Raw genomic sequence first — 25,116 nt, 5'->3', positions numbered from 1 at the left:
CTCAGCGCGAGGTAGTGCGTGCGGTAGTGGCTGCGGCCTCGATACCCTTGACCCAGGACTTGGCCGGCAGCTTGGTGGCGGCAACAATCTGCGCCGCACGCGCCGCCAGCACGCCGCTGTCGAGTTCGGGTTTGCGCTTGAAGCACAGCGCCACCACGTTGCCATCATGGACTTCCGGCAGGCAGATCACGTGGTCGAAGGCGAAACGCATCGCCTTGATGTTCTTGTTGAAGCTGGGGTGGTCGCCGAACAGGTTGACCGTCATGACGCCCTCGTCCGTCAGGCAGGCGTTGCAGGCGGCGTAGAACTCGGGCGTGTCGAGCACCGGCCCCTTGGCGGTGGCGTCGTAGAGGTCGCACTGCAGCACGTCGATGGCGCCGATGTTCTCCGGGTCGTTGACGAAGTCGAGCGCATCCATCTCGAGCACGTTCAGGCGCTCATCCTCGGGCGGCAGCTTGAACATGGTGGTGCAAATCGCAATCACAGAAGGGTTGAGTTCCACCGCGCTCACCTGCGCCTCGGGAAACTGGCGGTAGCAGTACTTGGTCAGCGTGGCCGCGCCCAGGCCGAGCTGGACGATGCGGCGCGGCGATTCCAGGAACAGCATCCAGGCCATCATCTGCTGCGCGTATTCCAGTTCCGGCCAGTCGGGCTTACGAATGCGCATCGCGCCTTGCACCCATTCGGTACCGAAGTGCAGGTAGCGTACGCCGTCCTGTTCGGAGAGGGTCACGGGCGCGAACTTGGGTTTGCGCGCGGGACGGCGCGAGGATTCGGCTTGTTCGATGGATTTGCGTTTGATGAGCATAGGGCGACCTGGTTGAATCGCCCTATTATCGGTGGAGGGCTTCCCCATGCGCAAGCACGGGTCGGAACGTCGAACGGCCTGCATGCCCGTTCGCGCTCCCGGAACGCCTGTTAATACTGGTCCGGCTCGACCGACACGCGCAGGCGGATGCGGTTGCCCGGGTCGCGGTTCATGAACGAGGTGTAGTTCTGGCCGCGGTATTCGTAAGTCACGTCGTAGCCGATCGTGCGCGACTCGAACGAGTCGACATTGCGGCACTGGCGCACGGCCTGTTCCTGCACGCCGTTGTTGTACTGGCGACCATTGTTTTCGATGCGGTCACCGACGACGGCACCGGCAATCGCGCCCGCCGCGGCGGCGGCGACCTTGCCGTTACCGCCGCCGACCTGGCTGCCGAGCAGGGCGCCGGCGATACCGCCGACCACCGAGCCGCCGGCACCGCGCTGCTGCTGCACCGGCACCTGGACGTATTCGGTGCGGCATTCTGGCGCGGCTGGCGAATCTGTTCGGTGCGCGGTTCGACGCGCACGACACGGCCGAAGTCCTCGAACTCGGCTGCCCCGGCGAGCGGCAGGGCGCACAGGCCCAGGGCGGAAAGCATCAATCTGGTTTGCATGTTCATGTTAGGCCTCGTCGTTGGCACTGAATGGGAGGAGTATTCCTGCACACATGTATGTTAATCCTCCAGTGACCGTTTGATCAATCTTCGTGGCAACAAATTGTAACAGGCGACGCCGGGCAGGCGCGCGATGGCCAGAATGCCAAACGCGGCATATGTGGCCTGTTTACACCCAAAAAGCGGCAGGTTTCTTCGAAATACCGCCAGAAACGCACATTCGGGTTGCTTCGCTTACCACAAAAAGGTTACCCTTACACAAATGTGGGTTTATTGGCGCGTGGAAACGATTTAGGAGAGCAGCCTTATCGCCCGGGTATGCATGGTGAGCGGCCCCGGCGTTTCGATACACACACCAGGTCGACTTGAGGGAAAAATGAGTTTGTTGATGAGAGTGCCGTCCAATCTTGTGCAGTCCATTCGCGCCTATCGTGTGCCGGAACTGCAGGAAGAGGCGGCGCGCCTGGGCCACCATTTTCTGTATGCCCACTGTGCCAACACGCTGACCAAGCAACAGGTGTGCGCCCGCATCGGCGAAAACTTTTACTTCCCTAAACCCTGCAGCAAGAATTTCGACGCACTGCGCACCTGCCTCACCGACACGATTTATCAGGCAGGTCCCCAGCCCGGTTTCCTGGTCGTGCTCGAACAGCTGCCGAATACCCAGAAATTCGACAAGGAAGCGCGCGAAACCCTGCTCGACGTGTTCCGCGACGCCGCCGAATTCTGGGCCGAAAAGAAGGTTCCGTTCCGCGTATTCTATTCTTTCGAATAGATTCGCGCTCACCGTAGTCCCCTCCGCGCAGGTCCAGCCTATCTGGTTGCAGAAGGGGCATGCGGTACAATGCCCCCTATGAAAAACATCGTCATCCTCATTTCTGGTCGCGGCAGCAACATGGAAGCGATCGTGCGCGCACTGGAGGCGGAAGGATGGCCGGCGCGCGTGGCGGCCGTGATCAGCAATCGGCCTGACGCGGCCGGCCTGGGCTTTGCCGAGGCCCGCGATATCGCGACCGCTGTCGTGCCGAGCAAGGGGTTTGCGACCCGTTCCGAGTTCGACGCCGCACTGCAGCGCCAGATCGACCGTTTCGCACCGGACCTGGTCGTACTGGCCGGCTTCATGCGCATCCTGACGGCGCCCTTCGTCGAGCACTACGCCGGCCGCATGCTCAACATCCACCCGTCGCTGCTGCCGGCCTTCCCGGGGCTGGACACGCATGAGCAGGCCCTCGCGGCCGGCGTGCGCGAGCATGGCGCCACGGTCCACTTCGTCACCGCCGAGCTGGACCACGGTCCGGTCGTCGCCCAGGCGCGGGTCGCCGTGCTGCCGGGCGACACGGCCGACAGCCTGGCTGCACGCGTGCTGGTCGAGGAACACAAGCTCTACCCGATGGCCGTGCGCCTGTTCGTCGAAGACAGGCTGCGCATCGAACAGGGCGAGGTCATCGTCAGCGACACACAGCGCGCGACGCCCCTCGCCGAAACCACCAGTATTTAATAGTCAAGGATTTACATGAGATTGCCCCCAGCGATACTCGGCAGTACCGAAGAGGTATTGCGCGAGATCTTGCGCTTTACAGCGCCAGCCGACGTCACCCTGTCGCGCTACTTCAAGGATCACCAGCGCCTCGGTTCGCGCGAGCGCGGCGTCGTTGCCGAAGCCGTGTATGCGGTACTGCGCAACAAGACCTTCTTCACCGAGTTCGGCGGTACTGGCGGCACGCCGTCGATGCGCCGTCTTGCCCTGATGGGACTGGCGGAAACCGTCGGGATCGAATCGCTCAGTGGCTTGCATGAGGACGAGACCGAGTTCCTCACCCGCATCAAGGAAATCGACCGCGCGCTGCTGCCGCCACTGGCGCAGGCGAACATGCCGCAGTGGCTGTTCGACAAGCTGGTGGCCCAATATGGCGAGGCCGAAGCAAAGGAACTGGCGGCCGTGCTGAACACACCGGCACCGCTCGACCTGCGCGTCAACTCGATCAAGGCCAATCGCGACGAGGTCATTGCCACGCTGGCCGAGGCACCTATCCTTGCCGAGCCGACCCCTTATTCGCCGCTGGGCCTGCGCATCAGGAAGAAGCCGACCCTGCAGAACCTGCCCCTGTTCAAGGATGGTGCGATCGAGGTCCAGGACGAGGGCAGCCAGGTGCTGGCCCAGATCGTGGCCGCGCGCCGTGGCGAGATGGTGGTCGACTTCTGCGCCGGCGCCGGCGGCAAGACCCTGGCCCTGGGCGCGACGATGCGCAATACCGGTCGCCTCTACGCCTTCGACGTCTCGGAAAAGCGCCTGTCGAAACTGAAACCGCGCCTGGCCCGCAGCGGCCTGTCGAACGTGCACCCGGTGCTGATCGCGCACGAGCGCGATGCCAAGATCAAGCGCCTGGCCGGCAAGATCGACCGCGTGCTGGTCGACGCCCCATGCTCGGGCCTGGGTACGCTGCGCCGCAATCCGGACGTGAAATGGCGCCAGCAGCCGAGCGCCGTGGGCGAGATGCAGGAAAAGCAGGCATCGATCCTCGACGGCGCCGCGCGCCTGCTCAAGGGCGGCGGCCGCCTGGTGTATGCCACCTGCTCGCTGCTGAACGAAGAGAACGACTTCATCGTCGAGCAATTCCTGGCATCGCACCCGGATTTCGAACTGGTGCCGATGAGCAAAGTCCTGGCTGAGCAAAAGATCGACCTGGACATGGACAAATACCTCAAGCTGATGCCGCACAGGCACGGTACCGACGGCTTCTTTGCCGCCGTGCTCGAGCGTAAGCCAATGGCGGCGAAGGCTGCCAAGGCGGCTGACGAGGCCGACGAAGCGTGAAGGCCGCGCCGGCGATGCCGTTGACCGACCTGTTGCAGGATTTGCTCGAGGACATCAGCAATCCGCGCATCCTGTGGCAGGCATTGGCCATCGTCGGCGCGGTCCTCGTCGGCCTGTTGCTGGCGCGCTTCATCCGGCGCAGCTGGCTGCACGAGGACGACAGCCAGAACGCCATTCGCCGCCTTGGCGTCGAAGGCTTCGGCCGGGTGTTGGCGCCGCTCCTGATTGCCGGCCTGGTCTGGAGCGCCAAGCTCGCTCTTCAGGAGCATCAAAGCGTGCACCTGCTGCGCGTGGCGCTGCCGCTGTTTACTTCGATGGCGGTGATCCGCATCGTCTTCTACATGCTGCGGCGCGTGTTTGCGCGCCACGGGCAGCTGGGTCCTGCCTTGCAGACCTTCGAGAAGATCCTGGCGCTGGTGGTGTGGGTGGCCGTTGCGCTGTATCTCACCGGCATGTGGCCGGACGTCATCAAGTTCCTCGACCTGCACGTGGTGACGCTGGGGAAGAACAAGCAAATCTCCTTACTCGACATTTTGCAGGCCATTGCCTCGGTTGTCGTGTTGATGATGGTGTCCCTGTGGGCCGGTGCCGCACTCGAAGAGCGCCTGATGGGACTGGAAAGCCTCCATACTTCGTCGCGCGTGGTGCTCGCACGTATGGCAAACGCGCTCCTGATCCTGGTGTCGGTGCTGGTGAGCCTGAACCTGGTCGGCCTGGACCTGACCATCCTGTCCGTCTTCGGCGGCGCCCTCGGCGTCGGTCTCGGTCTGGGCATGCAGCGCATTGCCAGCAACTATGTGTCCGGCTTCATCATCCTGCTGGAACGCAGCCTGTCGATCGGCGACCCGATCACGGTCGACAAGTATTCGGGCCGCGTGGCACGCATCAATACGCGCACCACGGTGCTGCAAGCGCTCGACGGTACGCAAACCTTATTGCCGAACGAAATGCTGATCACCGGCGTCGTGCTGAACCAGGCGGCCACCAACAAGGCCGTGCGCCTGAGCACGAAAGTCACCGTGGCGTACGACAGCGACCTGAACGAGGTGATGGATTCCCTGCTGCGCCAGGCCGACGGTGTCGAGCGCGTGGTCGCGGATCCGGCGCCGTCAGTGCAACTGAACGCCTTCGGCCCCACCGGCTACGAGCTCGAACTCGGCTTTTCGATCGTCGACGCGGAGAAGGGCAGCGGCAGCGTGATCTCGGCCGTGAACAAGAATATCTATGCGCTGGTGCGCGACGGCACGATCCGCCTGGGACTGCCACCACCGATGCCGCAAGTTGAGCGCGCTTGATGACGCTTCAAGCTGTTGAGGCGTTGTCACGCGCTTTCCATGCATATCGTGCAACTTCGTGTCGCACATTTTGAGCTCTGGCGCAATTTACCTGCGGGTATCGTGCTGTGCGTCATGAGAAAGTGCGTAGAATATCGTCGTGGTGTGCGCGTTTCGCGCTGCATGCCTGGGCGACCCTCTCGCAGAAAGTCGGCGTGCCTCAGACTGTTTTTCTTTTGGAGCCTTAATGAGCTTTAGCAACATCCTGCATTCCGTCCTGGAATTTCTGAATACCGGCCTGATCGGCCTGTCCGGTTGGGAAGTCGTGCTCTACACGCTGGTGGTCACCCACATCACCATCGCCAGCGTCACCATCTACCTGCACCGCCACCAGGCGCACCGCGCGCTGGAACTGCATGCCATCCCGAGCCACTTTTTCCGCTTCTGGCTGTGGCTGACGACGGGTCAGGTGACCAAGGAATGGGCAGCGATCCACCGCAAGCACCACGCCAAATGCGATACCGAGGAAGACCCCCACAGCCCGGTCACCCGCGGCATCAAGAAAGTGCTGCTCGAAGGCGCTGAGCTCTATCGCGCCGAGAGCAAGAACCAGGAAACCCTGGCCAAGTATGGCCACGGCACGCCGGACGACTGGATCGAGCGCAACCTGTACACCAAGTACAGCATGCTGGGCGTCGCTTCGCTGCTGGTGATCAATTTTGTGCTGTTCGGTGTCATCGGCGTCACCATCTGGGCGATCCAGATGCTGTGGATCCCGATTACCGCGGCCGGCATCATCAACGGCCTGGGCCACTACTGGGGCTACCGCAACTACGAGTGCAGCGATGCGGCCACCAACGTCTTCCCGTTCGGTATCCTGATCGGTGGCGAAGAACTGCACAACAACCACCACACCTTCGCCACCTCGGCCAAGCTGTCGAGCAAGTGGTACGAATTCGATATCGGCTGGGCCTATATCCGCGCCCTGGAAATGCTGGGCCTGGCCAAGGTGAAGAAAGTGGCGCCGGAGCCGAAGTTCGCCAAGAACAAGCAGGTTGCCGACCTCGACACCCTGCAATCGGTCATCGCCAACCGGTACGACGTGATGGCGAAGTATGCGAAGTCGGTCAAGGTCGCTTTCCGCGAAGAGCTCGAGCACCTGAAAACGCAGGCTGCGCTGGAGAAGCGTTTCCTGAAAACCTCGCGCAAGCTGCTGCAGCGCGAGCCGGCCAAGCTGGAACTGTCGCAAAAGCAGCAATTGATCGAGCTGTTCAAGCACAGCAAGGCACTGGAAACGATGCACCAGATGCGCGTGGAACTGGCCGCGATCTGGGAACGCTCGCATTCGACGCGCGACCAGCTGCTGCAGCAATTGCAGGACTGGTGCGCACGTGCCGAGGCGTCGGGCATCAAGTCGCTGCAGGAGTTCTCGCTGCGCCTGCGCAGCTACGCCTGACCTTCGCCGCACGGCGGTGGAAACGAAAAAGGCTCCCTTCGGGGAGCCTTTTTCGTTTCTGGACGTGCCGTCAGAGCTTGCCGAGCTGGGCGATCCGCTGGCGCGTCAGCAGCGCCTGGATCGAGACCAGGTCGGTACGGGTCGCGCCCGCCGCCGGAAGGGCGCCCAGGCGTCGCGGTAGGCCAGCCAGGCGCGTTCGGTAATGCGCACGTCGGCGCGGGTGACGGTGCTGCCCTTGAAGCGGGCATGGTCGCCCCCGCATCCGATGCGCCGCCCATCAGCTTGCGGTAGCGCAGGTTCAACTGACGGTCGAGCTGCGCCAGTTGCGCCGGCGTCGCACGGGGGTATCTCGCCCGCGGCCGCGTCGAACACGGCCTGCACGAATTCGTCGCGCCGGCGCGAGGCGCGGCCGATGGCAAAACCGGCGCCGCCCGTGCCGCTCAGGTCGACTTCGGAGGCCGACTGCCGGGCAAAAGCCTCGGCCGCCTTGCGCAGCTGGGAGAAGGGAAGCCGGGCGCGCGCCGGCAGCGTGGCAGCAAAGCGATCCAGGCGCAGCGCGCGCGACCGTTCGCTGCGCGTTTCGCCGAGGCCGGCGCAGACCGATCCCATGTAGCCGCTGGTGATGTGGTCGCACAGGTCGAAGGGTTGGCCGTCGGCATTGGCTGCGCCCGAGGCGAGGTAGCCGACCCGCGCCTCCATTTCGGCCTTGGCGGTATCGAGGCGGCAGGCATGGAAGATGGCGCGGTCGAGGTCGCGCGGCTGGCCGAGGCCGTTCGCATACAACATCATCAGGACGGCGTCGTCGCCGCTGGCCTGGGCGCAGGCACGCACCTGGCGCCACTCGGCGTCGGAGGTCTGCGCCTGGTCGAGTTTCGAATAGTAGAGGTCAGTCGCCTTGCAGCTTGCCGGCTGGGCCTGCGCCGGCGGAACCGGTGGCGTTTGCACCTGCGCGACGCGCATGCACTCCCGATACCAGTCTTCGCTCGTCTCGAACGGAACACCGAAGCTGCCCGTGTTCGGATAAGCGGGACCCGGTTCGGCGGTTGCTGCGGCGGCCCAGAACAGCAGGGCGGCGAAGACGGGGCGATGTAAAACGGTGGTGCGGCGATACATGGGAACAATCGTCTCGTTCGGAACCCCGCCACTATACGCGACGGTGCTTGTAAAAAATGCACCGATTGTCACAACACGATCGTCAATACAAAAAAGCCGCACATTTGCATGGGCGGCTTTTCTTGTACAGCTCCAGGATCGATTACTTGATCTTGGTTTCCTTGTACGGAACGTGCTTGCGAGCTTTCGGGTCGAACTTGATGATTTCCATCTTCGCCGGCATCGTGCGCTTGTTCTTGGTGGTGGTGTAGAAGTGACCGGTACCTGCGGTCGATTCCAGCTTGATTTTGTCGCGGCCAGTTTTTGCCATGATAGCTCCCTAATTAGACTTTTTCGCCACGAGCGCGCATGTCGGCCAGAACGGCGTCGATGCCCAGCTTGTCGATGACGCGCAGGCCGGCGTTCGACAAACGCAGCGAGACCCAACGGTTTTCGGATTCGACGTAGATGCGACGGTTCTGCAGGTTAGGCAGGAAACGGCGTTTCGTTTTGTTGTTTGCGTGGGAGACGTTGTTGCCAACCATCACTCCCTTGCCAGTAACTTGGCAGACACGTGCCATAGCGCACTCCTTAAGAATAAGTTCCGAATTCGGAAAAACGAGAGTATAGCGTGAAAACCATCGCTGAATCAATCACTTGCGAAAAACAATTGTGTCCTGCTCATGTGGATAAAAGTCACAATTGTACAATCGGTGCTAAAGGCTTGTTTTCACGCAGTTAACCCCGGGCAGCATCACAATTGCCCGTGCTCGGCAAACGAGTGCACCTGTGTTCCCGCCACCACAAAATGGTCGAGCACGCGAATGTCGACGAGCGCCAGCGCTTCGCGCAGCGCCTGTGTGAGCGCCAGGTCGGCATCGCTCGGTTCGGCCACGCCCGAAGGGTGGTTGTGCGCCAGCAGCACGCCCGAGGCATTGCGCCGCAACGCGGCCACGACGACTTCGCGCGGATAGACGCTGGCATGGGTGAGGGTGCCGCGAAACATTTCCTGGACATCGATCAGGCGGTTCTTGACGTCGACGAACAGCACGACGAAGGATTCATAGGTTTGCAGGCCGAACTTGGCGCGCAGGTAAGCCTTGACCACATCCGGCGAGCACAGCGACTGTCGGAAGAATTCTTCGCCGATGGCGCGGCGCGACAATTCCATCACCGCCTGCAACTGCGCATATTTCGCCGGTCCCAGGCCGTTCACTTCTGAAAACTCCTGCGGCGTCGCATGCAGCAGGCGCTGCAGCGAGCCGAAGTGGTCGAGCATGTGGCTGCCGAGTTCCACGGCGCTGCGCCCGCGCACGCCCACGCGCAGGAAGATCGCCAGCAGCTCGGCGTTCGACAGCGCCGCCGCGCCTTCGCGCGCCAGCCGTTCGCGCGGCCGGTCCTGCTCCGGCCAGTGATTGATGCCCATGTCGCCCCGTATCGAAGTTGCCAGCCCATGCCGGACTCCGCATTATTCAGCGGCGGCCGCAGGCGTGTACTGATCGATTCGACACGTGCGCAGCAGCGCTGCGGGGCGGCGCGTTCAGCGCTTTTGTTCGAACTGCACCGGTCTGGTTCCGCCGCCGCGGCGGCGCACGACGACGGTGCCGGCCATCTTGTCGTGCCACCCCTGTTTGCGCGAATCGATGCCGACCCAGAAGTAGCCGATGAAAAGACCAATCAAGGACACGTAATAGCCGACGTAGCGGACGATACACTGGGTCAGGCTGGGCGCGGCGCCGGTGCGCGCGTCGACGATCGTGGCGCCGATCGCCATCTTGCCCGGCGTCGCGCCCAGCTTGCGCCACAGGACGATGAAGAGCACCGCGGGAAGCACATACGAGAAGAAGAATTCGGCCGGGCCGCGCACGAGCTGGTCCCCGGCGTCCCAGTAGTTGGCGCCGTACACGGCCATCATCGGCGGAACCGTAATCAGGAGAACGAATACCGTGTCGATGAGCGAGGCCCAGACGCGCCACCAGAAACCCACGTATTCCAGCTCTGCTTCCTGTCGATCCACGACATGCTCCTCAAAAAGGTGACTGCATTTTTACACGGAGGATGACGATAGCATTGTTTCACTTGGGAAATCAAACTCGCAATGTCACACGGTAGAAAGACTGATGATGCGCCAATGCGACAACGATGGCGCGGGCGATGCGTCGGGCCGTTCGCGCTGCCAAAAAAAGCGGCGCCCGCAAACGGGAACGGCAGCGGTGGCTTACAATAGCGGTTTGCCTGTTTCAACAAAGAACGCCAGAACATGTCCACTGCTTCCCCCGCCGTCGTCACCGAATCGGCCTACCTGACCCTGCATTACCGTCTTGCCGGTTTCGATGGCAAGGACATCGTCACCACCTTCGGCACCAACCCGGCGACGCTGATGCTGGGCCAAGGCCAGCTCGCGCCTTTCCTGGAAGAGCGCCTGCTCGGCATGGCGGAAGGCGAACACAAGACCTTCACCCTGAGCGCGGCTGAAGGTTTCGGTGAGCGCAATCCGGAATTGCTGCAGTGGGTATCGAAAGCCACGCTGGACGAAAACTCGGTGCCCGATGCCGACTACAAGGCAGGCGACCTGGTCGATTTCGCCGCGCCCGGCGGCGGCCGCTTTGCCGGCGTGCTGCGCGAAATGCGCGAGGATGCCGCATTGTTCGACTTCAACCATCCGCTGGCCGGCCAGACCCTGCAATTCGAAGTCAAACTGATTTCAGTCCTGTAACAGGAAACGACATGGAAAACGAGATCCTTCTTGCCCAGCCGCGCGGTTTTTGCGCCGGCGTCGACCGCGCCATCGAGATCGTCGAGCGTGCCCTGCAGCAGTTCGGCGCGCCGATCTACGTGCGCCACGAGATCGTCCACAACGCCTATGTCGTGGAAGACCTGCGCAACAAGGGCGCGATCTTCATCGAAGAGCTCGACGACGTCCCGGCCGGCAATACCTTGGTGTTCTCGGCCCACGGCGTCTCGAAGGCGGTGCGCGCCGAAGCGGAAGCACGCGGCCTGAAGATTTTCGATGCCACCTGCCCGCTGGTCACCAAGGTCCACGTGGAAGTGTCGAAGATGCGCAAGGGCGGCGCCGAGATCATCATGATCGGCCACGACGGCCACCCCGAAGTCGAAGGCACGATGGGCCAGGCGGAAGAGGGTATGCACCTGGTCGAGACGGTGGACGACGTCGAGACCTTGCAGGTCGTGAACCCGGACAATGTCGCCTACGTATCGCAGACCACGCTGTCGGTCGACGATACGGCCGAGATCATCGCCGCGCTGAAGCGCCGTTTCCCGAACATCATGGAGCCGAAGAAGGGCGACATCTGCTACGCCACCACGAACCGCCAGGAAGCGGTGAAGTTCATGGCACCGCAGGTGGAAGTCGTGGTCGTGGTGGGCAGCCCGAACAGCTCGAATTCGAACCGCCTGCGCGAAGTGGCCGACAAGATGGGCACCCCGGCCTACATGGTCGACAACGCCGCCGCCATCGATCCGGCCTGGATCCTCGGCAAGAAGCGCATTGGCGTCACCGCCGGCGCCTCGGCCCCGGAAGTGCTGGTGCAGGCCGTGATCGACCGCCTGAAAACCCTGGGCGCGGCCAGCGTGCGTGCGCTCGAAGGCGTCGAGGAACACGTCACCTTCCCGCTGCCAAAGGGCCTCGACGGCGCCCGCGTGGAAGTTGCCTGAAACACGGCGCCCGTGCGTGGCGCCGTGTGGACTACTTTTACGTTGTTGGTTCGGCAAAAACCTCGCTATGATGGCAAGGCTCAGGATTTTAGTCGTGGCAACTGTTTAACTGCAGTGAGCAACTGCAAGACTTGTATGTCACGACCTCAAGGAGCGGCACCCCGGACTTTCCGTGGTGCCGTTTTTGTTATCGAAAGAAAGAGGCAGCGGAAACGATGGAGACTTTTGTCCAGCAGATACTCAACGGGCTGGTGACGGGGAGCATGTACGCCCTTGTCGCGCTCGGCTATACGATGGTCTACGGAGTATTGAACCTCATCAATTTCGCGCATGGCGACGTCATGATGATCGGTGCCATGGTCGCCTTTTCGATCCTGCAATTGCTGGAAGGCGCATTCCCCGGCCTGCCGGGCTACTTGCAACTGGCCATTGCCATGCTGGGTGCGATTCCGGTCGCAATGCTGGTCAATATCCTGATCGAACGCGTGGCATACCGGCGCCTGCGCAATGCCCCGCGCCTGGCGCCCCTGATCACCGCCATCGGTGTCTCGATCCTGCTGCAGACCTTCGTGATGGCGATGCGCTTCTGGGGCCGCAGCCCGCTGCCGTTTCCGCAATTGCTGCCGTCCGACCCGATCGTGATTGCCGGGGCCATGATTTCGCCTACCCAGGTGCTGCTGCTGGCGCTGGCGACAATTGCCATGGTTGGCCTGGTGCTGCTGGTGGAACGCACGAAAATGGGCCGTGCGATGCGCGCCGTCGCCGAAAACCCGCGCGTGGCCGGTTTGATGGGCGTGGATTCGAACAGCGTCATCGTCGCCACCTTTGCCATCGGCGCGGCGCTGGCTGCCGTGGCCGGGGTCATGTGGGGCGCCAACTATGCCACCATCACCTTCACGATGGGCGTGCTGCCGGGCCTGAAGGCCTTCTGTGCGGCGGTGCTGGGCGGCATCGGCAACATCTACGGCGCCATGCTCGGCGGCCTGCTGCTGGGGATCATCGAGGCGCTCGGCGCCGGCTATATCGGCGCGGCCACCGGCAATTTCCTCGGCAGCCACTACCAGGACATCTTCGCCTTCATCGTCCTGATCGTGGTGCTGATCGTGCGTCCGTCCGGCATCATGGGCGAGCGCGTCGCCGACCGCGCCTAAGGAGAGACCATGGCACCGCTTTCCTTCGACCTCCGCCACCACCCGCGCCAGGCGCGCGTCAGCATGGCGCTGCTGCTGGTCGTGATGATCGCTTTCCCCTTCGTTGCCGCCCAGTTCGGCAACTCCTGGGTACGCATTGCCGACATCGCGCTGCTCTACATCATGCTTGCGCTGGGACTGAACATCGTGGTCGGCTTCGCCGGCCTGCTCGACCTCGGCTACATCGCGTTTTTTGCTGTTGGCGCCTATCTCACCGGCCTGTTCTCTTCGCCCCAGTTCGCGGCGCTGCTCGAGTCGCTGGTCAACTACAGTCCCGAAATCGGGGCGGCGCTGGTCGCGCTGTGCGGCCCGGACATTGCCCAGAACGGGATCCACCTGTCGCTGTGGGCGATCGTGCCGCTGGCCGCCGCCGTGGCGGCCCTGTTCGGCGCCTTGCTGGGCGCGCCGACGCTGAAGCTGCGCGGCGACTACCTCGCCATCGTCACGCTCGGCTTCGGCGAGATCATCCGCATCTTCATGAACAACCTGAATGACCCGATCAATTTCACCAACGGGCCGCAGGGTATCAACATGATCGACCCGATCCGCGTGTTCGGGGTGTCGCTGGCGGGAGAGGCCGGGTCCCAGTCGACCGTCTACCTCGGTGGCTACGGCATGCCCTCGGTGAACGCCTACTATTTCCTGTTCCTGCTGCTGTGCATCGTCACCATTTTCATCACGAGCCGCCTGCAGCATTCGCGCCTGGGCCGCGCCTGGGTGGCGATCCGCGAAGACGAAATCGCCGCGAAAGCCATGGGCATCAATACCCGCAACGTGAAACTGCTGGCCTTCTCGATCGGCGCCTCCTTCGGCGGCGTGGCCGGGGCCATGTTCGGCGCCTTCCAGGGATTTGTGTCGCCGGAATCGTTCTCGCTGCCGGAATCGATCGCGGTGCTGGCGATGGTGGTGCTGGGCGGGATCGGCCACATTCCCGGCGTGGTGCTCGGTGGCGTGCTGCTGGCCTCGCTGCCGGAAGTGCTGCGCCATGTGGTGGAGCCGGCGCAGATGGCGCTGTTCGGTCACGTCATCATCGAAGCCGAAGTGCTGCGGCAAATGATGTATGGCCTGGTACTGGTGGGCATCATGCTGGTGCGCCCGGCGGGCCTGTGGCCGTCGCCCAATAAGGAAGACCGGCCCAACGTGGCCAATGCACGCGAAGACGAAGAGGAGGCGGCGGCCGCCTGAGGCGCCGCAGCAATGACATGAGCATGAGCGAACCACTTCTCCTGAATATTTCCGGCGTCAACAAGCGCTTCGGTGGCCTGCAGGCGCTGACCGATGTCGGCATCCAGATCCAGCGCGGCCAGGTGTATGGCCTGATCGGCCCGAACGGCGCCGGCAAGACCACCTTCTTCAATGTGATCACCGGCCTGTACCAGCCCGACACCGGCCGCTTCGAGCTGGCCGGTAAACCCTATTCGCCGACGGCCCCGCATGCGGTAGCCAAGGCCGGCATTGCCCGCACTTTCCAGAACATCCGCCTGTTCAGCGAAATGACGGCGCTGGAAAACGTCATGGTCGGGCGCCACGTGCGCTCGAAGCAGGGCGTATTCGGCGCCATCTTCCGCCACGGCGCGGCGCGTGCCGAAGAAGAGGCGATCCGCCGCCGCGCGCAAGAGCTGCTCGATTTCGTCGGCATCGGCGCTTTTGCCAACCGCACCGCGAAATTCCTCTCCTACGGCGACCAGCGCCGCCTGGAAATCGCGCGCGCACTCGCCACCGATCCGCAACTGCTGGCGCTGGACGAACCTGCCGCCGGCATGAACGCCACCGAAAAACTGGCGCTGCGCGAACTGCTCGTCAAGATCCAGGGGCAGGGCACGACCATCCTCCTCATCGAACACGACGTGAAGCTGATGATGGGCCTGTGCGACCGCATTACCGTGCTCGAGTACGGAAAGCGCATCGCCGAAGGTATACCTGCCGACATCCAGAAAGATCCCGCCGTCATCGCGGCCTACCTGGGAGGGGCGCATTGATGAGCACTGCGATGGAAGAAAGCATCCTGAAGATCCAGGGCCTGAAGGTCGCCTATGGCGGCATCAAGGCGGTCAAGGGCATCGACCTGGACGTCAGGCGCGGCGAACTGGTGACCCTGATCGGCGCCAACGGTGCGGGCAAGACCACCACCCTGAAAGCCATCACCGGTACCCTGCCCGCGTGCAAGGTGGAAGGCACGGTCAGCTACCTGGGCAAGCCCTTGCTGGGCACGCCCTCGCACCGCCTGGTGGAGCAGAAGCTGGCGATGGTGCCGGAAGGCCGCGGCGTCTTCACGCGCATGACCATCGTCGAGAACCTCTTGATGGGCGCCTACACGCGCAACGACAAGGCCGGCGTCGAAGCCGACATCGAGAAGTGGTTCGGCGTCTTCCCCCGCTTGAAGGAACGCTCGGCGCAGCTGGCCGGAACGCTGTCCGGCGGCGAGCAGCAGATGCTGGCCATGGCGCGCGCACTGATGTGCCAGCCGACCCTGCTGCTGCTGGACGAACCGTCGATGGGCCTGGCGCCGATCATGGTCGAGAAGATCTTCGAGGTGATCCGCGAGGTGTCGGGGCAGGGCATCACCATCCTGCTGGTCGAGCAGAACGCACGCTTGGCGCTGCAGGCGGCGCACCGCGGTTATGTGATGGAGTCGGGCGCGATCACGATGACGGGCGAAGCACGTGCCATGCTGGACGATCCGAGAGTGCGGGCGGCTTACCTGGGAGAATGAAGGAAGCGGCCAGCTGCGCTATTGGAGCAAGTACTGGAGTCAAGTACAGGGGGCAAAGTACTGGGGTCAGGTCTGACATTCGGACACGAGCTCGAGTGTAGACTGTGCTGGCATGTGGCAGGCGTGCTGACAGTGCTGGCCCGTCTACAAGAGATGAGATCGAGAATGGCAGAGTTCGTGTCTGAATGTCAGACCTGACCCCAGCTTCATGACCCCAGCTTCACAGCAGAGTTCGTGTCTGAATGTCAGACCTGAGCCCAGCTTCATGACGTGTCCGAATGTCAGACCTGACCCCAGCTTCACGACCCCAGCTTCAGATCACGGTAAATAGTTTCCTTTTTTGCTACATGGTCGATAGAATTGCCGCTCATTCACAAAGGCAATGGACCGACCATGAAGCGGAACTTGAAGCACCTTGCACTGCTCCTCTGTTTTCCGCTGGCCGTCATGGCGGCCCCGGTTGAGCCAAAACTCGCCGACTCACTCGACAGCCTCATGGCCGCCCGTTTCAAGCCCGATCAGCCCGGCGTCGCCGCACTGGTGATGAAAGATGGCCAGCCCATCCTGCGCAAGGCCTACGGCATGGCCAACGTCGAGCTCGGCGTGAAGGCACAGCCCGAACACGTTTTCCGCATCGGCTCGACGACCAAGCTCTTCACCGCCACCGCCGTCATGCTGCTGGTCGACGAAGGCAAGCTCGCGCTCGATGCCCCAGTGAGCCGCTACCTGTCCGATGCGCCCGCGCACTGGGAGAAGGTCACCATCGAGCATTTGCTGACGCACACGAGCGGCATTCCGAATCTGTCGCTCGATTCCGGCTACTGGCGCACGAGCGTGCGCCTGGACCATACGCCCAAGGAACTCGTCGACCCCGTGCGTGCGCGCCCGCTCGAATCGGCGTCGGGGACCAGATTCGCTTACAACAATACGGGTTACCATCTGCTGGGCCTGATCATCGAAAAAGTCTCCGGCAAGCCCTACTACACCTTCCTCGACGAGCGGATCAGCAAACCGCTGGGCCTGCGCCACACGCGCGAGGGCAGCGACAAGGCGTTCATCCCCGGCCTAGTCACCGGCTATGGAAAGGGCCCCGCGCCCGCCTGGCTGCTTTCGAACAGCAACTTCTACGCCGGTGGCGGCGTGGTGAGCACGGTGGACGACATGGCTGCCTTCATGATCGCGCTGCAGGGTGGCAAGCTGGTCTCGCCGGCGAACGTGCGCCGCATGAATACGCCATACGTGCTGCCGAACGGTCAGGCTACCGGCTATGGTTTCGGCACCTGGCTGCGCGAAATCAACGGCAAGCATCTGGTCGGGCATGGCGGCTATATCATCAATTTCTACAGCGAACTGGAAATGGACGTCGATTCCGGCATCGTCGCGGTGACCCTGCATAACGGCGACATGTTCGGTGGCGATAACGAGGAGTTGAGCCGGGAGCTGATTTCGGCGGTGCAGGGTAGCGCTACGCAGGCGCGGCAATAACAGCGGTCCGCGATGTCATGTGGGTGGCAAAAGCGTCGCGAGAATCCTCGGCAGTTACCGGAGGGCGTTGCGCCAATTGCCCTGTTGCTCGCAGTAGGCACGGGATTGCTCGCCGCGAGCTACTCTCCACGCTCGTGGGTGAAGAAGGCGCTAAGGATGGCGGCGGTTAGCGCGTGGTCTTGCTTGGCCTACGTTGTCGTTGCGTTTGTTCCCGGCTGTCTCTGGGCGCCAGCTTGCGTTTAAGCCGAAAATAAATGGCAAGGCTGGGGTCAGGTCTGACATTCGGACACGACCTCAACTCTAGAGCGAACGTTCAAAGCGACAGCACATGCGGAAGCAGAACAAGCCATCCATACATACCGCAGTATGGCTGAGTCCGTGTCCGAATGTCAGACCTGACCCCAGCTCTTGCGCTTCGAGCATCCAAACAAAAGGGCCGCCCGATTTCTCAGGCAGCCCTTTATCTACGTAGCGCCAGCCCGAAAGGCGGGCGCCGCAATCTTACTTAAGCAGCGGCAGCAGCGGCAGCGTTGGCAGCGGCGCCTGGTGCCTTGGCGGCAGCTTGCGAGAACTGCGAGACAGCAGCGTTCACGTTGCTTTCGATGGCTTCGACAGCCTGCTTGGTGGTCTTGCTGAACTGCTCGTAGCCGGCGTTGGCGTTGCTGATCGCGGTCTTGACGGCGGCGACGAAGGTCTCCGAACCAGCAGGGGCGTTCTTGCTCACTTCGTCGACCAGGGCGATGACCTTGCGGTTGGCTTCGACGATCTGGCTTTCAGCGGCCTTCGAGAACTCGGCACCGGTACCGGTGGCAATCGCTGCCAGCTGGCGGTTGTACGACAGGGCCTTCTCGGCGGTCGGCTGGGCCTGGGCTGCGGACAGTTGCAGGAATTCCTGTGGATCCTTGGCCGACAGCAGTTGGCGCGCGGTGGTCGAGTTACCAGCCATGACTTCACGGGCGGTAGCAAGGTTCAGTTCCACCAGCTTTTCCATGCTCTCGAAAGTCTTCGCGGTCAGCGAGGACAGCAGGGCGAATTGCGATTCGAAATTGGCTTTGGTGGCATTCGAGAACTGCTCTGGAATTGCAAACATGGGGTTCTCCAAACAAACGTTTATAAGAAGGGATACTTCTAGGGAATACTGCTGAATCGGTACCGCGAAACGGCTAGTGCAAACTGGATGGTGCACCGCAACAGAACGCAGTTTTGCGCATTTTGACGTACACGTCAAGCGAATTTGGTGCGTCGCACCATGGAGGAAATCCTTGTTGTTTCCTTGCATCGGAAGAAATACTTCTCATCAACTTTGTATGCGCTTCTGCCATCGGCGCGTGCAATGTTCCACCCAGCCCGGGTATCTCGCCCATGTTAGACTTGTCATTGCGCTAATCGCCACCCGGTGTGCCAGCGCCCGACATCCAGGATCATGGCCGAACCGCTCGACACTCCAGGCGCAAGACGCCCGCTCCCCAGCTGGCTACTCCCCGCCTTCTTCGTCGTCCTCTGGAGTACCGGCTTCATCGTGGCCAAGTACGGGCTGCCATATGCGCCGCCATTGACTTTCCTGATTCTGCGCTGCAGCGGCGTGCTGCTGATCCTGTTGCCGGCCGTGCTGATCTGGCGCGCGCCATGGCCGCGCGGGCGCATCGGGCATGTCGCGGTCGCCGGCCTGCTGCTGCAGGCGGGCTACCTCGGCGGCGTCTGGAGTGCCATCAAGCTGGGCATGCCGGCAGGCCTGTCGGCGCTGATCGTCGGCATGCAACCGGTCCTGACGGCCGTGGCCGCGCCCTGATCGGCGAACGCGTGCGTCCGCGCCAGTGGCTGGGACTCGCGCTGGGCCTGGGCGGGGTGGCGCTCGTCGTGTATGCGAAAATCAGCCTGGCGAGTCTGTCGGGACGGGCGATCCTGTACTGCGTGCTGGCGCTGCTGTCGATTACGGCGGGCACGCTCTACCAGAAGCATTATTGCCCGCGCTTCGACCTGCGTACCGGCACCGTGATCCAGTTCGGCGCGACTATTGCGGCATTGCTGCCGTTCGCGCTGTTGTTTGAACAGTTCGATTTGTCCTTGTCTAAAGTAAGGTGGAACGCCGGTTTTATTGCGTCCCTGCTGTGGGCGATCCTGGCGCTGTCGATCGGTGCCATATTCCTGCTGTTCAGGTTGATTCGCGAGGGGACCGCCACCGAGGTGACAAGCCTGCTTTACCTGACTCCGCCCACGACCGCCATCATGGCCTGGATCCTGTTCGGCGAGGCCCTGAGCCCGCTTGGACTGGTCGGCATGGCGGTGGCCGTGACCGGGGTCGCCTTCGTCGTCAAGAAACAGGAGCATTCATGATTGCAAGCCCACAGCAAGAAGCGGTCGATGCCGCCATCACCTCGCGCCGCTCGATCCGCGCTTTCCTCGACAAGCCGGTGGAGCGCGCCGACATCGAACGCATCCTCGAGGTGGCGGCACGCGCGCCCTCGGGTACCAATACCCAGCCGTGGAAGGTCTATGTGCTGACCGGCGAGCGCCGCGTCGCGCTGTCGGACGCCATTCTTGCCGTGTACAGCGACCCGGAACTGTCGCGCCAGCATACCGAGGAGTATCCCTACTATCCGCGCGAATGGGTCTCTCCTTTTGTCGACCGCCGGCGCAAGGTGGGTTGGGACCTGTACAGCCTGCTTGGGCTGAGCCGCGACAACAAGGCCGGCATGGCGGCCCAGCATGCGCGCAACTACCGCTTCTTCGACGCACCGGTCGGCCTGATTTTTACCATCGACCGCGTCATGGAGCAGGGCTCCTGGCTGGATTACGGGATGTTTTTGCAGAACATCATGGTGGCCGCGCGCGGACGCGGGCTCGATACCTGCCCGCAAGCCGCCTTTACCCAGTTCCACCGCATCATCGCCGAGCAACTGGACCTCCCGGCCAACGAGACGGTCGTGTGCGGCATGGCGCTGGGCTGGGCCGATCCGACCAGGGTCGAGAACACGCTCGTGACCGAGCGCGAACCGGTAGCGAACTTCGTGCACTTTGTCGACCAGGACGACTGATTTCGCCACCCCGCCTCGCTGCGACGGGTTTCGACAGCATGCCGAGGTGGCGCAAAACAAAACGTTGCGCGACGTAGACAATTGAATTGGAACAGAATTCTTGTTGCCCCGGGCAGTGCGCCGCGTTCCGTTGTAGTGCGGCAAAATGATGAGGAGAGTGTTACAGTCGATTGCAGCTGAGTTGCAATTGCATTCGATGTGCATGAGCGCATCGTCTCGGCTCACCCGTATTACCTCATCCGTATTACCCGAATCGCGTCAGAAGGAAAGACCATGTTGAAGTTCCTGTTGACCGCCCTCGTATCGCTGTGCCTGCTGGCCGAACCCGTCACGGCCACGGCAGCCGGGGCGGGTGCCCAGGCCAGCTCGGCGACAAAACGTCCCGCTGCGAAGAAAAAGCTTGTGAAGAAGCGCGTCGCCCAGCCGCGCGCGCGCAAGGGCAAGCGCCAGGCCGAGACAGCCCAGGCCATTGCCAGCGACAACCGCCAGCGCATGGTGCGCCGGGTCGAGACCGTGCGTGGCAAGCGCCGCGTCACTTACCAGGTCGTGCGGCGCGCGGCACCGGCCGTGGCCGCGATCCCGGCGATGCGCACGGCGGGCGACATGGCCGGCCTGAACCAGACGCGCGATCCCTTGTCGCTGCGCTCGAATGTCGCCTTCGTGCTAGACCAGAACAGTTCGCAGGTGCTGTTCGAAAAGAATGCCAACGTGCCGCTGCCGATCGCCTCGATCACCAAGCTGATGACGGGTCTCGTCGTCGTCGAAGCGGGCCAGAACCTGAACGAGACGCTGACCATCACCAACGACGACGTCGACCGCCACAAGTACAGCAGCTCGCGCCTGCCCGTCGGCGCGCGCATGACCCGCAACAACCTGCTGCATATCGCCCTGATGAGCTCGGAGAACCGCGCGGCCGCGGCGCTCGGGCGCAACTATCCAGGCGGCATCAACGCCTTTGTCGCGGCGATGAATGCCAAGGCAAAGGAGTTGGGCATGAACGACACCCGTTACGTCGACTCCAGCGGCCTGTCGAGCCAGAACGTGTCGAGCGCGCGCGACCTGGCCAAGCTGGTGGCCTACGCGCACCAGAAGCCGCTGCTGCGCCAGTATTCGACCGACCCGAACTGGGTGGTCGAGGCCAGCGGCCGGCCGATGCGCTACAACAATACGAACTACCTGGTGGCGCTGCCTGACTGGAACATCGGCTTGCAGAAAACCGGTTTCATCAACGAAGCGGGGCGTTGCCTGGTGATGCAGGCGATGATCCAGGGCCGCAACGTGATCATGGTCTTCCTCGATTCGAAAGGGAAGATGTCGCGTACCGCCGACGCCGGCCGCATGCGGCGCTGGCTGGAAGCACTCACGCCCGACAGTATCACCGTCCCGACGGCAAGCCCGGCCAGCGCGGCCAGCCCAACGCCCACCACCTTCTCCGCCGTGTCTGCGGCAACGGTGTTGCAGAAGCGCTAGGCCGCAAGGCATGAAAACGACAACGGCGCCCGCGGGCGCCGTTTTTTTGTTCAGGCAGCGATCACGCTACCGAGACGGGCCGGAAACCCAGCGTCGACGAAATCTGCCCGGCTGTCTGCACCAGGTCGTCGAGCCAGTCTTCCTGCAGGCGGTCGGCCGGCGCCGAGATCGACAAACCGGCCACCAGCTTGCCGCTGTCGTCGTAGATGCCGGCGGCCATGCAGCGCACGCCCAGTTCGAGTTCCTCGTTGTCGCGCGCATAGCCGCGTGCGCGCACCAGGCTCAGTTCGCGCTCGAGCTTGGCAAGATCGGTGATCGAATTCTTGTTGTGGCCGGCCAGGCCGGTACGGGTGGCGTAGGCGCGGATCGCCTTCGGCTCGTCCACCGAAAGGAAGAGTTTGCCGGTGGACGTCAGGTGCAGCGGTCCGCGTCCGCCGATCGCGCGCACCACCTGCATGCCCGAGCGCTCGGAGAAGGCGCGGTCGATGTAGACGATCTCGTCGCCCTGGCGCACTGACAGGTTCACGGTCTGCTGCGTCTTCTTGTGCAGGGCACGCATGAAGTCGAGCGCCGCTTCGCGCACCGACAACCGGCTTTTCACGACATTGCCCAGTTCCAGCAAACGCATGCCCAGGCGGTAGGTGCCGGGCTCGACGCGGTCGACGAAACGGGTGACGACCATGTCGTTGAGGATGCGGTGGGCGGTGGAAGGGTGCAGGCCCGAGACCTTCGACAATTCCTTCAGGCTGACCGGGTCGGGATAGGTGGCGAGTGCATCGAGCAGGGCGACCATGCGTTCAATCACCTGGATCGATGTCTTGGGCGGTTCAAGTGTTTCGATTTTCATGATGTGGTTGGTGCAGTGCGGTATCGTCTGTACTTTATACCATAATGCGAAAAACGGCAGAGAATTTGCTAGTGTCGTTCGTCTAACATTTTCCTTTATCGACAGCTGCCCGCGACTGCCTGGAACGGGCATAATGACAGCTCTGCATGTCTTGTCGGAAATATAAATGGAACATCAAACCAGCGAATTCAAGAGTACAAGCGGTTTCAAGCGCATCCTGAAAGCCTCCAGTTACACCGTCCAGGGGCTGGTCACGGCCTGGAAGATCGAACATGCCTTCCGCCAGGAGCTGCTCGTGTTCGTGCTCGGCGTGATTTTCGCCTTCGTGCTGCCGGTATCGGGCTTCCAGCGCCTGGTGCTCATCGGCGTGCTGCTGCTGGTACTGATCGTCGAACTGATCAACTCCGCCTTCGAGGCCGTGGTCGACCGTATTTCGCTCGAGCGCCACCCGCTCTCGAAGAATGCCAAGGACTTCGGTAGCGCCGCCGTTGGCCTGACGGTCCTGCTGGCCGCAGCCACCTGGGGCACGGTGCTCTACAACAGGTTTGCTTGAGCTCCCATAGACACGCCGGCAAGCTTGCCGAAAATGCTCCACAATAGGCGACGACCACGCGGCGCCGGGAGGGCGCTGCGGTCTTGTCCAAACCTAATGGAGAAAAACATGACGCTACGCCTCGGCGACACCGCACCCGATTTCGAACAGGATTCCAGCATCGGCCCCATCCGCTTCCATGAGTGGGCGGGCGATTCCTGGGTGGTGCTGTTCTCGCACCCGGCCGACTTCACGCCGGTCTGCACGACCGAACTGGGCCTGACTGCGAAGCTGAAGCCGGAATTCGGCAAGCGCAACGTCAAGGCGATCGCGCTGTCGGTCGACCCGGCCGAACAGCACCGCAACTGGATCCGCGACATCGAGGAAACCCAGCAGACCGTGGTCGGCTTCCCGATCATCGCCGACGCCGACAAGACCGTGTCTACGCTGTACGACATGATCCACCCGGAACAGTCGGCCACCGCGACGGTGCGCTCGCTGTTCGTGATCGACCCGAAAAAGAAGATCCGCCTGACCATCACCTACCCGATGAGCACCGGCCGCAACTTCGACGAAGTCCTGCGCGTGATCGACGCCTTGCAACTGACCGACGGCTACACGGTAGCCACGCCCGGTAACTGGAAGGATGGCGACGACGTCATCATCCCGCTGACCGTGCAGGATCCGGCTGTGCTGGCTGAAAAGTATCCGAAGGGCTTCACGGCACCGCGGCCTTACCTGCGTTTGACGCCGCAGCCGAACAAATAACAGGAACCGCGCCGGCATGCGTCTCCCGATGCATGCCGAAGGACGTAGGGTGGGCACTCCGTGCCCACGCTGTATCATCACTTGCTCATATGCGACTTGGTCGTACCGTCGCGCTTCGCATCACGTGCATCAGCCAGGCCTGAGCCGCAACTGATCAACCGATGATCCCGCGTGGGCACGGAGTGCCCACCCTGCGAAACCCGCATAGGGCGTAGGGTGGAGTCCTGACTCCACGCGGTCGAACGGCGGCACTTCGATAAGCTTGTCGCAAGTCGGCCCGCCAGCGCAACAGCCAAGTTACGTGATAGCGGGCGCTCAGGCAGCGTGGAGTCAGGACTCCACCCTACGATTCTCGTCCGTTCTGCGCATATCGATCAACGCCAAGCGTCACCCCAAGCTCACCGCACGCATAAGCAAATAAGAAAGCCATCCTTTGTCCCACGCTTGCCCCGGCTTACCCTTGGGGCATGTTGATGACCTATATTGCCGCTGGCTTCGCGGTCGGCTTGCTGGTCGGCATGACCGGCGTGGGTGGCGGTTCGCTGATGACGCCGCTCCTGACCCTGCTGTTCGGCGTGTCGCCCACGGTTGCCGTCGGCACCGACCTCGCCTTTGCCTCCATTACCAAGAGCGCGGGCACCGTTACCCACCGTTTCAATCGCACCGTCAACTGGGCCATCGTGCGCCGCCTCTGCCTGGGCGCGCTGCCGGCCGCGCTGGTCGCTACTTTGCTGCTCAGCCGCTACGGCACCGTGCAGGCCGAGATCGGCCAGCTGATCCGCTATTCCATTGCCGTGTCCGTCATGCTGACCGTGGTGGCGCTGCTGTTCCGGCGCCGCATGGTGGCCTGGGTGAACGCCCAGCCCGGGCGCCAGCTGCAGGGCAGGGCGCTGCACCTGGCCACCATTGGGGCAGGCGCTTTGCTCGGTACCCTGGTGACGATCTCCTCGATCGGCGCCGGCGCCGTTGGCGCGACCCTGCTCGTGCTGTTGTACCCGAAACTGACGCCCGCCGAAGTGGCCGGCACCGACATCGCCTACGCCGTGCCATTGACTGCGATTGCCGCCTTCGGCCACTGGTGGCTGGGCTCGATCGACTGGATGCTGCTACTGACCCTCTTGATCGGCTCGCTGCCCGGCATCACGCTGGGCTCGATGCTGGCGCGCAAGGTGCCGGAACGCTTCCTGCGCGCGCTGCTGGCGCTGACGCTGACCGGCGTGGCTTTCAAGCTCGTCTACTGAAGCTGGGACGGGCTCGGCCACTAATAGCCTATCTGTCTATGCAAATGAAGATTGGTTCGTTTGCGTTATGAAGTTGAAGTGAGATTATTACAGCCCAAT

Annotated in this window: 26 protein-coding genes and 1 pseudogene; 18 read left to right on the top strand and 9 right to left on the bottom strand. The window is 62.7% G+C overall.

The features are described from left to right. Nucleotide 1: 1 nt before the first annotated feature. Together G4G28_RS19715 and G4G28_RS19710 are read right to left on the bottom strand one after the other, a co-directional pair. The gene (locus G4G28_RS19715; RefSeq protein ID WP_182989586.1) at nucleotides 2-808 is read right to left on the bottom strand and encodes a spermidine synthase; all 807 of its coding nucleotides are present in this window, start codon (nucleotides 806-808) and stop codon (nucleotides 2-4) included. Between the two features lie 110 nt (nucleotides 809-918). Beyond that, nucleotides 919-1,263: a glycine zipper 2TM domain-containing protein gene (locus G4G28_RS19710; protein WP_308601094.1), complete on the bottom strand. Its 345-nt coding sequence runs from the start codon at nucleotides 1,261-1,263 to the stop codon at nucleotides 919-921. Nucleotides 1,264-1,800: 537 nt separating this feature from the next. Here G4G28_RS19710 and G4G28_RS19705 point away from each other — a divergent pair. The 5 genes from G4G28_RS19705 (at nucleotide 1,801) to G4G28_RS19685 (ending at nucleotide 6,969) form a co-directional block, all read left to right on the top strand. After that, complete coding sequence (locus G4G28_RS19705) at nucleotides 1,801-2,199, top strand: barstar family protein (protein WP_182991899.1); 399 nt, start codon at nucleotides 1,801-1,803, stop codon at nucleotides 2,197-2,199. 78 nt (nucleotides 2,200-2,277) lie between these two features. After that, a complete protein-coding gene (gene purN / locus G4G28_RS19700) occupies nucleotides 2,278-2,922 on the top strand; it encodes a phosphoribosylglycinamide formyltransferase (RefSeq protein ID WP_182989585.1) in 645 nt (214 codons plus the stop codon). A gap of 15 nt (nucleotides 2,923-2,937) precedes the next feature. Continuing rightward, nucleotides 2,938-4,239 carry an RsmB/NOP family class I SAM-dependent RNA methyltransferase gene (locus G4G28_RS19695; protein WP_182989584.1) on the top strand — a complete coding sequence of 434 codons (1,302 nt, stop codon included), beginning with the start codon at nucleotides 2,938-2,940 and terminating at the stop codon, nucleotides 4,237-4,239. A gap of 14 nt (nucleotides 4,240-4,253) precedes the next feature. Continuing rightward, on the top strand, nucleotides 4,254-5,534 hold the full coding sequence (locus G4G28_RS19690) for a mechanosensitive ion channel family protein (protein WP_182991898.1): 1,281 nt from the start codon (nucleotides 4,254-4,256) through the stop codon (nucleotides 5,532-5,534). A 226-nt stretch (nucleotides 5,535-5,760) separates the two neighbouring features. After that, nucleotides 5,761-6,969 (top strand): fatty acid desaturase, encoded by a 1,209-nt coding sequence (locus G4G28_RS19685; protein ID WP_182989583.1) that lies wholly within the window; start codon nucleotides 5,761-5,763, stop codon nucleotides 6,967-6,969. 105 nt (nucleotides 6,970-7,074) lie between these two features. Here G4G28_RS19685 and G4G28_RS19680 read toward each other — a convergent pair whose 3' ends face one another. From G4G28_RS19680 to G4G28_RS19660, 5 genes are all read right to left on the bottom strand, one after another. Further along, complete coding sequence (locus tag G4G28_RS19680) at nucleotides 7,075-8,082, bottom strand: hypothetical protein (protein ID WP_183107739.1); 1,008 nt, start codon at nucleotides 8,080-8,082, stop codon at nucleotides 7,075-7,077. 142 nt (nucleotides 8,083-8,224) lie between these two features. Continuing rightward, nucleotides 8,225-8,395, bottom strand: a complete 171-nt coding sequence (gene rpmG / locus G4G28_RS19675; protein WP_182991897.1) for a 50S ribosomal protein L33 — start codon at nucleotides 8,393-8,395, stop codon at nucleotides 8,225-8,227. A 10-nt stretch (nucleotides 8,396-8,405) separates the two neighbouring features. Next, nucleotides 8,406-8,642 (bottom strand): 50S ribosomal protein L28, encoded by a 237-nt coding sequence (rpmB, locus tag G4G28_RS19670; protein ID WP_005665737.1) that lies wholly within the window; start codon nucleotides 8,640-8,642, stop codon nucleotides 8,406-8,408. 173 nt (nucleotides 8,643-8,815) lie between these two features. After that, nucleotides 8,816-9,487 carry a DNA repair protein RadC gene (radC, locus tag G4G28_RS19665; protein WP_182989581.1) on the bottom strand — a complete coding sequence of 224 codons (672 nt, stop codon included), beginning with the start codon at nucleotides 9,485-9,487 and terminating at the stop codon, nucleotides 8,816-8,818. Between the two features lie 114 nt (nucleotides 9,488-9,601). Continuing rightward, on the bottom strand, nucleotides 9,602-10,078 hold the full coding sequence (locus G4G28_RS19660) for an RDD family protein (protein WP_182989580.1): 477 nt from the start codon (nucleotides 10,076-10,078) through the stop codon (nucleotides 9,602-9,604). Nucleotides 10,079-10,321: 243 nt separating this feature from the next. Between G4G28_RS19660 and G4G28_RS19655 the strand changes: the two genes are divergently transcribed. The 7 genes from G4G28_RS19655 to G4G28_RS19625 all read left to right on the top strand — a co-directional run bounded on the left by G4G28_RS19655 (nucleotide 10,322) and on the right by G4G28_RS19625 (nucleotide 17,124). Next, nucleotides 10,322-10,777, top strand: coding sequence for a peptidylprolyl isomerase (locus G4G28_RS19655; protein WP_182989579.1), 456 nt, complete (start codon nucleotides 10,322-10,324; stop codon nucleotides 10,775-10,777). 11 nt (nucleotides 10,778-10,788) lie between these two features. Further along, the gene (gene ispH, locus G4G28_RS19650; RefSeq protein WP_182989578.1) at nucleotides 10,789-11,736 is read left to right on the top strand and encodes a 4-hydroxy-3-methylbut-2-enyl diphosphate reductase; all 948 of its coding nucleotides are present in this window, start codon (nucleotides 10,789-10,791) and stop codon (nucleotides 11,734-11,736) included. A gap of 215 nt (nucleotides 11,737-11,951) precedes the next feature. Then, on the top strand, nucleotides 11,952-12,887 hold the full coding sequence (locus tag G4G28_RS19645) for a branched-chain amino acid ABC transporter permease (protein WP_182989577.1): 936 nt from the start codon (nucleotides 11,952-11,954) through the stop codon (nucleotides 12,885-12,887). A gap of 9 nt (nucleotides 12,888-12,896) precedes the next feature. Next, a complete protein-coding gene (locus G4G28_RS19640) occupies nucleotides 12,897-14,111 on the top strand; it encodes an ABC transporter ATP-binding protein (protein WP_182989576.1) in 1,215 nt (404 codons plus the stop codon). 23 nt (nucleotides 14,112-14,134) lie between these two features. Continuing rightward, nucleotides 14,135-14,905: an ABC transporter ATP-binding protein gene (locus G4G28_RS19635; protein WP_182989575.1), complete on the top strand. Its 771-nt coding sequence runs from the start codon at nucleotides 14,135-14,137 to the stop codon at nucleotides 14,903-14,905. Nucleotides 14,906-14,916: 11 nt separating this feature from the next. After that, on the top strand, nucleotides 14,917-15,639 hold the full coding sequence (locus G4G28_RS19630) for an ABC transporter ATP-binding protein (protein WP_182991896.1): 723 nt from the start codon (nucleotides 14,917-14,919) through the stop codon (nucleotides 15,637-15,639). A 393-nt stretch (nucleotides 15,640-16,032) separates the two neighbouring features. Continuing rightward, nucleotides 16,033-17,124 (top strand): serine hydrolase, encoded by a 1,092-nt coding sequence (locus tag G4G28_RS19625; protein WP_182989574.1) that lies wholly within the window; start codon nucleotides 16,033-16,035, stop codon nucleotides 17,122-17,124. A gap of 505 nt (nucleotides 17,125-17,629) precedes the next feature. Here the strand turns inward: G4G28_RS19625 and phaP are convergent. After that, entirely contained in the window at nucleotides 17,630-18,214 is a 585-nt protein-coding gene (gene phaP, locus G4G28_RS19620) for a TIGR01841 family phasin (RefSeq protein WP_182989573.1), read from the bottom strand. A gap of 333 nt (nucleotides 18,215-18,547) precedes the next feature. On the opposite strand from phaP, the pseudogene G4G28_RS19615 reads away from it, so the two are divergent. The 3 genes and pseudogenes from G4G28_RS19615 (at nucleotide 18,548) to G4G28_RS19605 (ending at nucleotide 21,629) form a co-directional block, all read left to right on the top strand. After that, nucleotides 18,548-19,458, top strand: a pseudogene (locus G4G28_RS19615) (DMT family transporter). Next, nucleotides 19,455-20,159 carry a nitroreductase gene (locus G4G28_RS19610; protein WP_182989571.1) on the top strand — a complete coding sequence of 235 codons (705 nt, stop codon included), beginning with the start codon at nucleotides 19,455-19,457 and terminating at the stop codon, nucleotides 20,157-20,159. Before G4G28_RS19615 ends, G4G28_RS19610 begins: the two are co-directional and overlap by 4 nt. Nucleotides 20,160-20,432: 273 nt before the next feature. After that, nucleotides 20,433-21,629 carry a serine hydrolase gene (locus G4G28_RS19605; protein WP_182989570.1) on the top strand — a complete coding sequence of 399 codons (1,197 nt, stop codon included), beginning with the start codon at nucleotides 20,433-20,435 and terminating at the stop codon, nucleotides 21,627-21,629. 61 nt (nucleotides 21,630-21,690) lie between these two features. Here G4G28_RS19605 and G4G28_RS19600 read toward each other — a convergent pair whose 3' ends face one another. Then, entirely contained in the window at nucleotides 21,691-22,476 is a 786-nt protein-coding gene (locus G4G28_RS19600; RefSeq protein WP_182989569.1) for an IclR family transcriptional regulator, read from the bottom strand. 166 nt (nucleotides 22,477-22,642) lie between these two features. Here G4G28_RS19600 and G4G28_RS19595 point away from each other — a divergent pair, with 166 nt between their 5' ends. The 3 genes from G4G28_RS19595 (at nucleotide 22,643) to G4G28_RS19585 (ending at nucleotide 25,017) form a co-directional block, all read left to right on the top strand. Next, nucleotides 22,643-23,029, top strand: coding sequence for a diacylglycerol kinase (locus tag G4G28_RS19595; RefSeq protein WP_182989568.1), 387 nt, complete (start codon nucleotides 22,643-22,645; stop codon nucleotides 23,027-23,029). A gap of 108 nt (nucleotides 23,030-23,137) precedes the next feature. Then, nucleotides 23,138-23,776, top strand: coding sequence for a peroxiredoxin (locus tag G4G28_RS19590; RefSeq protein WP_182989567.1), 639 nt, complete (start codon nucleotides 23,138-23,140; stop codon nucleotides 23,774-23,776). Nucleotides 23,777-24,243: 467 nt separating this feature from the next. Further along, a complete protein-coding gene (locus tag G4G28_RS19585; protein ID WP_182989566.1) occupies nucleotides 24,244-25,017 on the top strand; it encodes a sulfite exporter TauE/SafE family protein in 774 nt (257 codons plus the stop codon). The last annotated feature ends 99 nt before the right edge of the window (nucleotides 25,018-25,116 follow it).

This window comes from Massilia sp. Dwa41.01b, assembly GCF_014171775.1.
In the GTDB taxonomy this organism is placed as follows: Bacteria; Pseudomonadota; Gammaproteobacteria; order Burkholderiales; family Burkholderiaceae_D; genus Telluria.
Note: the sequence above shows the minus strand (reverse complement) of the source record. Positions and strands in the feature narration are given on the sequence as shown.

Excerpts from the sequence above, each read along its gene's own strand:
- G4G28_RS19595 (WP_182989568.1), top strand. The coding sequence starts at position 22,643 with ATGGAACATCAAACCAGCGAATTCAAGAGTACAAGCGGTTTCAAGCGC.
- G4G28_RS19685 (WP_182989583.1), top strand. The coding sequence starts at position 5,761 with ATGAGCTTTAGCAACATCCTGCATTCCGTCCTGGAATTTCTGAATACC.
- G4G28_RS19655 (WP_182989579.1), top strand. The coding sequence starts at position 10,322 with ATGTCCACTGCTTCCCCCGCCGTCGTCACCGAATCGGCCTACCTGACC.
- rpmB (WP_005665737.1), bottom strand. The coding sequence starts at position 8,642 with ATGGCACGTGTCTGCCAAGTTACTGGCAAGGGAGTGATGGTTGGCAAC.
- G4G28_RS19605 (WP_182989570.1), top strand. The coding sequence starts at position 20,433 with ATGTTGAAGTTCCTGTTGACCGCCCTCGTATCGCTGTGCCTGCTGGCC.
- G4G28_RS19690 (WP_182991898.1), top strand. The coding sequence starts at position 4,254 with ATGCCGTTGACCGACCTGTTGCAGGATTTGCTCGAGGACATCAGCAAT.
- ispH (WP_182989578.1), top strand. The coding sequence starts at position 10,789 with ATGGAAAACGAGATCCTTCTTGCCCAGCCGCGCGGTTTTTGCGCCGGC.
- G4G28_RS19645 (WP_182989577.1), top strand. The coding sequence starts at position 11,952 with ATGGAGACTTTTGTCCAGCAGATACTCAACGGGCTGGTGACGGGGAGC.
- G4G28_RS19610 (WP_182989571.1), top strand. The coding sequence starts at position 19,455 with ATGATTGCAAGCCCACAGCAAGAAGCGGTCGATGCCGCCATCACCTCG.
- G4G28_RS19680 (WP_183107739.1), bottom strand. The coding sequence starts at position 8,082 with ATGTATCGCCGCACCACCGTTTTACATCGCCCCGTCTTCGCCGCCCTG.
- G4G28_RS19585 (WP_182989566.1), top strand. The coding sequence starts at position 24,244 with ATGTTGATGACCTATATTGCCGCTGGCTTCGCGGTCGGCTTGCTGGTC.
- radC (WP_182989581.1), bottom strand. The coding sequence starts at position 9,487 with ATGGGCATCAATCACTGGCCGGAGCAGGACCGGCCGCGCGAACGGCTG.
- G4G28_RS19625 (WP_182989574.1), top strand. The coding sequence starts at position 16,033 with ATGAAGCGGAACTTGAAGCACCTTGCACTGCTCCTCTGTTTTCCGCTG.
- G4G28_RS19715 (WP_182989586.1), bottom strand. The coding sequence starts at position 808 with ATGCTCATCAAACGCAAATCCATCGAACAAGCCGAATCCTCGCGCCGT.
- G4G28_RS19705 (WP_182991899.1), top strand. The coding sequence starts at position 1,801 with ATGAGTTTGTTGATGAGAGTGCCGTCCAATCTTGTGCAGTCCATTCGC.
- G4G28_RS19630 (WP_182991896.1), top strand. The coding sequence starts at position 14,917 with ATGGAAGAAAGCATCCTGAAGATCCAGGGCCTGAAGGTCGCCTATGGC.
- G4G28_RS19640 (WP_182989576.1), top strand. The coding sequence starts at position 12,897 with ATGGCACCGCTTTCCTTCGACCTCCGCCACCACCCGCGCCAGGCGCGC.
- G4G28_RS19600 (WP_182989569.1), bottom strand. The coding sequence starts at position 22,476 with ATGAAAATCGAAACACTTGAACCGCCCAAGACATCGATCCAGGTGATT.
- G4G28_RS19635 (WP_182989575.1), top strand. The coding sequence starts at position 14,135 with ATGAGCGAACCACTTCTCCTGAATATTTCCGGCGTCAACAAGCGCTTC.
- phaP (WP_182989573.1), bottom strand. The coding sequence starts at position 18,214 with ATGTTTGCAATTCCAGAGCAGTTCTCGAATGCCACCAAAGCCAATTTC.
- purN (WP_182989585.1), top strand. The coding sequence starts at position 2,278 with ATGAAAAACATCGTCATCCTCATTTCTGGTCGCGGCAGCAACATGGAA.
- G4G28_RS19590 (WP_182989567.1), top strand. The coding sequence starts at position 23,138 with ATGACGCTACGCCTCGGCGACACCGCACCCGATTTCGAACAGGATTCC.
- G4G28_RS19695 (WP_182989584.1), top strand. The coding sequence starts at position 2,938 with ATGAGATTGCCCCCAGCGATACTCGGCAGTACCGAAGAGGTATTGCGC.